The sequence below is a fragment of the Streptomyces sp. SPB074 genome (assembly GCF_000154905.1).
Lineage (GTDB): Bacteria > Actinomycetota > Actinomycetes > Streptomycetales > Streptomycetaceae > Streptomyces.
This window is the reverse complement of sequence record NZ_GG770539.1, coordinates 5332526-5338026: the sequence shown is the minus strand read 5'-3', so window position 1 is coordinate 5338026 and position 5501 is coordinate 5332526. Positions and strand designations below refer to the sequence as shown.

Here is a 5501-nt window from a genome sequence, read left to right as displayed (position 1 = left end):
CCGCCCGTTCTTGTACCGCTTTCTCAGACGTTCACCGGTTCCCTGGTGCTCGGGACGTCGGTGCCGCCGCCCCGCTTCGTCGCCTTCTTCGCCGCCCTGCGCTCCTTGCGCAGTTCGACCATCGCGTAGAGGGTGGGGACGAGGAGGAGGGTCAGGAGCGTCGAGGTGACGAGACCGCCGATCACGACCACCGCGAGGGGCTGCGAGATGAAGCCGCCCTCGCCGGTGATACCGGTCGCCATCGGGATGAGGGCGAAGATCGTCGCGAGCGCGGTCATGAGGATCGGCCGCAAGCGGTGCCTGCCGCCCTCGGTGACCGCCTCGATGACCCCGTAACCGCGGTCGCGGTACTGGTTGATGAGGTCGATCAGGACGATCGCGTTGGTCACCACGATGCCGATGAGCATCAGCATCCCGATCATCGCGGGGACGCCCAGCGGGGTGCCCGTGATGAGGAGCAGGCCGAGCGCGCCGGTCGCCGCGAACGGGATCGAGACGAGCAGGATCAGCGGCTGGATCAGCGAGCGGAAGGTGCCGACGAGGAGCAGGAAGACGATCGCCACGGCGGCGAGCATCGCGAGCGCGAGCTTGCCGAGCGAGTCGTTCTGGTCGGCCGTCACCCCGCCGATCTCGGTGGCGGCGCCCTGCGGGAGCTTGAGCTCGTCCAGCTTCTTCGTCAGTTCCGTGCTGATCGAGCCGGTGTCGTCGCCGACGGGCTTGGCCGTCACGGTCGCCGCGCGGGCGCCGTCGATACGGGTCATCGAGACCGGCCCGTCGACCAGGCCGACCGTCGCGAGGTCACCGAGCTTCGCGCCGCCGACCGGGAGGGCCTTGAGCTCGGCGACGGTGGTCGCCGGGTGCGCGGAGCGGACCACGACATCGCGTTCGGTGTCGTCCAGCGTCGCCGTGGTGGTCTTCGTGCCGTTGACCTGCTCGGCGACGAGGGCGCCGAGGGCGGCCTGGCTGAGACCGGCGTCGGCCGCCGCGGGCTTGGCGATCACGGAGACGCGCGGCACCGAGGTGGCGAGGTCGTTCTCGACGGACTTGACGTCGTCGATCTTCTTGACGGCGTCGGTGACCTGCTGGGCCGCCTTGGCGAGCGTGTCGCGGTCGGGGGCCTTCACGACGACCGAGAGGTCCTGGTCGCCGAAGCCGCCACCGGCCGAGACCTTGAGTTCGCCCGCGCCGTCGAGCTTCTTGAAGCCGCCTTCGAGGGCGTCCTGGACCTTGTCCGCGTCGTCCTCGTTCTTGAGCTTGATCTGGTACGAGGCGTGGTTGGAGTCGGTCGAGCCGCCGAAGGCCGCCATGAAGCCGGAGGAGCCGACGGTGACCTGGACGTCGCTGACCCCGTCGATGCCGTCGAGGAGCTTCTCGACCTTCTTCGCGGCCGCGTCGGTGCTCGCGAGGCTCGTGCCCGGCGGGAGCTCCTGCGTGGCGCTCAGCGAGTCCTGACCGCTGTCGTCGAAGAAGTTCGTCTTGAGCTGCGTGGCCATGCCCAGCGTGATGACGAGGACGAAGACCGCGATGAGCAGCGAGGTGACCCGGCGCCGGGTCGCGAAGCCGATGACCGGCAGGTAGGCGCGCTGGAGGCGCCCGTGGGACTCCTTCTCCTCGGCGGCGCGGCGCGCCAGCTCGGCGTCCTCGGGGCTCGTGACGTTCTTCGGGCCGCGCAGGAACCAGTACGACAGGACCGGGACCACGGTGAGCGAGACGAGGAGCGAGGCGAGCAGGGCCGTCGTGACGGTGAGCGAGAAGGAGCTGAACAGCTCGCCCACGATGCCGCCGACGAGGCCGATCGGCAGGAAGACGGCGACGGTGGTGAGCGTCGAGGCGGTGACCGCCCCGGCGACCTCCTTGACCGCGGTGAGGATCGCCTCCCTGCGCTCCTCGCCGTAGCCGAGGTGCCGCTTGATGTTCTCCAGGACGACGATCGAGTCGTCCACGACACGGCCGATCGCGATGGTCAGCGCGCCGAGGGTGAGCATGTTGAGCGACAGGTCCCGCGTCCACAGCACGATGAGGGTGAGGAGCACGGAGAGCGGGATGGAGACCGCGGTGACGAGCGTCGAGCGGATCGAGGCGAGGAAGACCAGGATCACGACGACGGCGAAGCCGAGACCGAGGGCGCCCTCGGTGGTGAGGCCGCTGATGGCCTTGGAGACGGGCGGGCCCTGGTCCACGACGATCTTGAGGTCGGCGCCCTGGCCGAGCGAGTCGCGCAGGTCGCCGAGCTTGTCCTTGACGGCCTTGGAGATGCCGACGGCGCTGCCGTCCTTGTCCATCGTCACCGCGACGGCGAGGCTGGGCTTGCCGTCGGTGCGGGTGATCGAGGTGGCGGTGGCCTCCTGCTGCTTCACGCTCGCGACGTCGCCGAGCCGGACCGGCTCGGGCGCCTCGCCCTGACCGGAGCCCTGGCCGCCCTGGCCCACGACGCGCAGGTCCTCGATCTGCCGCAGCGAGGTGAAGGGCGTGCCGACCTGGACGGTGCGGTTCTCGCCGCCCTCGTCGAAGGAACCGGCCGGCATCGTGACGCCGCCGGCCTTGAGCGCGTCACCGAGCGCCGCGGCGCTCAGGCCGGCGCGGGCGAGCTTCGCGGTGTCCGGGGTGATGGTGACCTGGAGGTCGCGGACCCCGTCGATGGTGACCTGCGAGACCCCGTCGATCTCCTTGAGCTCGGGCACCACGGTGCGGTCGAGCTGGTCGGAGAGGGCCTGCTGGTCCTTGGCGGAGGTGGCGGCGAGGACGACGGTGGGGATGTCGTCGGTGGAGCCGGCCACGACCTGCGGGTCCACGTTGTCGGGGAGCTGGGCGCGGGCGCGGTTGACGGCCTGCTGGACGTCGGCGACGAGCTGCTTGGTGCCGCTGCCGAAGTCGAACTGGGCCATGACGATGGCGTTGCCCTCGCTGGCGGTCGACGTCGTCGTGGAGAGTCCGTCCACGGCGTCGAGCGACTTCTCCAGCGGCTCGACGACCTGCTTCTCGACCACGTCGGGCGAGGCACCCTGGTAGGGCGCGATGACCGACACCATCGGGAGTTCGATATTGGGCAGCAGCTGCTGCTTGAGCTGAGGTATCGCGATCGCTCCGAAGACGATCGCGACGATCGACATCAGCCCGATGAGGGCGCGTTGAGCGAGGCTGAATCTCGACAGCCAGGACATGTGTTCTCTCTCTGTGGCTACGCGGCAAGGGCGGGGCGCACGGTCCTGGACCGCCGGGTGCCGGGCGGTTCCCGGCGCGCCGGGGAAGGCGGGGCGACCGTACCCCTCCACGATGGGCCATGGCGAAAGCCCCTTCGAGCGCTCCCAGGACCATTTCGTACGGGCGCTCTACTGCGGTCGGAGTAGGCGGGACCCCGCGCCGTGTCAACCCCCGGGCTGAGCGGCCGGGTGGAGACGGCCGGGAGAAGGCGGCTCAACCGGGGGCAAGGCGCGGGGTTTTGCCCCGTTCCGTACCGGCGGGCGTCACTCGGTGCGCGGGCGGACGAGTCCCGTCTCGTAGGCGATGACGACGAGTTGGGCGCGGTCGCGGGCGCCGACCTTGGCCATGGCGCGGTTGACGTGGGTCTTGACGGTGAGCGGACTGACTTCGAGGCGTTCGGCGATCTCGTCGTTGCTGAGCCCGGCGGCCACCTGCACGAGGACCTCGCGCTCGCGCCCGGTGAGCGCGGCCAGGCGCGCGCTGTCCACCCCGGCGGCGGGCCCGGTGCCGGGGGCCTGGGCGAGGAAGCGGGTGATGAGGCTCCGGGTCGCCGCCGGGGAGAGCAGCGCCTCGCCCGCGGCGGCGGTGCGGATCGCGCCGAGCAGTTCGGCGGGCTCGGCGCCCTTGCCGAGGAAGCCCGCGGCCCCGGCGCGCAGCGACTGCACGACGTACTCGTCCACCTCGAAGGTCGTGAGCATCACGACGTGCACCGCGGCGAGCGCGGGGTCGGCGCTGATGCGGCGGGTCGCGGCGAGGCCGTCGGTGCCGGGCATCCGGATGTCCATGAGGACGACGTCCGGCAGGTGGCTCGCGGCGAGCAGGACGGCCTCGGCCCCGTCGGACGCCTCGCCGACGACCTCCATGTCGTCCTCGGAGTCGACAAGGACGCGGAAGGCGCTGCGCAGCAGGGCCTGGTCGTCGGCGAGCAGCACGCGGATCGTCATGGGCGCTCCTGGTCCCGGCCCGCGACGGGCCCGGCATGGCTCTGCCCGGGGACGGCGGCGGGCGCGGTGGGGTCGGGTGGTTCGAGGGGCAGTATCGCGTGCACGCGGTACCCGCCCCCGAAGCGGGGGGCCGCCGTGAGGTGGCCGCCGAGCGCGGCGGCGCGCTCGCGCATCCCGAGCAGCCCGTGCCCGCCGTCCTCCGCGGGCCCCTCGGCCGCGGCGCCACGTCCGTTGTCGAGCACCGTGACCTCGACCTGGCTCCCGACCCGCACCACGCTGATCTCGGCCTGCGCCCCGCTCCCCGCGTGCTTCTGCACGTTGGTCAGCGCCTCCTGCACGACGCGGTAGGCGGCGAGGTCCACGGCGGCGGGCAGCGCTCCCCCGGCGAGCGGCTCGGGGGTGACGAGGCGGACGGGCAGCCCGGCGTCGCGGAAGGTGCCGAGGAGGTCGTCCAGGCGCTCCAGTCCGGCCGTCGGCTCGGTGGGCGCGGTGGGGTCCCCGGACTGGCGGAGCAGGCCGACGGTGGCGCGCAGTTCGTCCAGCGCGGAGCGCGAGGCGCGGCGTACGTGGGCGAGGGCCTCCTTGGCCTGGTCGGGGCGGCGGTCCATGACGTGCGCGGCGACCCCGGCCTGCACGTTGACGAGGGCGATGTGGTGGGCGACGACGTCGTGGAGGTCGCGGGCGATGCGCAGGCGTTCCTCGGCGACCCGGCGCCTGGCCTCCTCCTCGCGGGTGCGCTCGGCGCGGTCGGCGCGCTCGCGCATCGCGGTGATGAAGGCGCGGCGGCTGCGCACCGCGTCGCCCACGGCGACGGCCATCGCCGTCCAGGCGAGCAGCCCGAAGTTCTCCTGCGCGTACCAGGGCAGCGGCCCGGTGAGCATCGCGACGCCGACGAGGACGGCGCTCGTGAGCAGCCCGATGCGCCAGGCGGTGGGCCGGTCGGTGTGCACGGCGAAGGTGTAGAGGGCGATGCCGCAGGCGACCACGACGGGCGCGCGCGGGTTCCCGGTGGCGAGTTCGACGGCCGTGCACAGCGCGGCGGCGACGAGGACCCTGGCGGGGTACCTGCGGCGCAGCACGAGCGCGAGGGCGGCGAGGCTCATGAGGGCGACGCTGAACGCCGAGGGCGGCTGCTCGGACCAGCGCGGGCCCTCGGGCTGGTGCGGATTGCCGAAGCTGCCGACGATCATCCCGCAGAGCACGAAGGCGGCGAGCAGCGTGTCGGGCCCGGTCGGATGCGCCTGCGCCCAGCGGCGGACGCCGTGCAGCGAGGGGGGAAGGTGATCGGCCATGGCGGTCCTTTGCTGGCTCCCCCGGGCTGACGGTCGGGCGGTGCGGTCGTACGGGGCGGGGCGG

Annotated in this window: 3 protein-coding genes; all 3 read right to left on the bottom strand. The window is 72.5% G+C overall.

Annotated features, from left to right (window positions below; translation table 11 throughout):
• Positions 1 to 23: 23 nt before the first annotated feature.
• Positions 24 to 3161, bottom strand: coding sequence for an efflux RND transporter permease subunit (locus tag SSBG_RS22635; protein WP_008748396.1), 3138 nt, complete (start codon positions 3159 to 3161; stop codon positions 24 to 26).
• A gap of 303 nt (positions 3162 to 3464) precedes the next feature.
• Positions 3465 to 4145, bottom strand: coding sequence for a response regulator (locus SSBG_RS22630; protein ID WP_008748395.1), 681 nt, complete (start codon positions 4143 to 4145; stop codon positions 3465 to 3467).
• A complete protein-coding gene (locus tag SSBG_RS22625; RefSeq protein WP_008748394.1) occupies positions 4142 to 5437 on the bottom strand; it encodes a sensor histidine kinase in 1296 nt (431 codons plus the stop codon). The genes SSBG_RS22630 and SSBG_RS22625 overlap by 4 nt, the downstream gene beginning before the upstream one ends.
• Between the last annotated feature and the right edge of the window lie 64 nt (positions 5438 to 5501).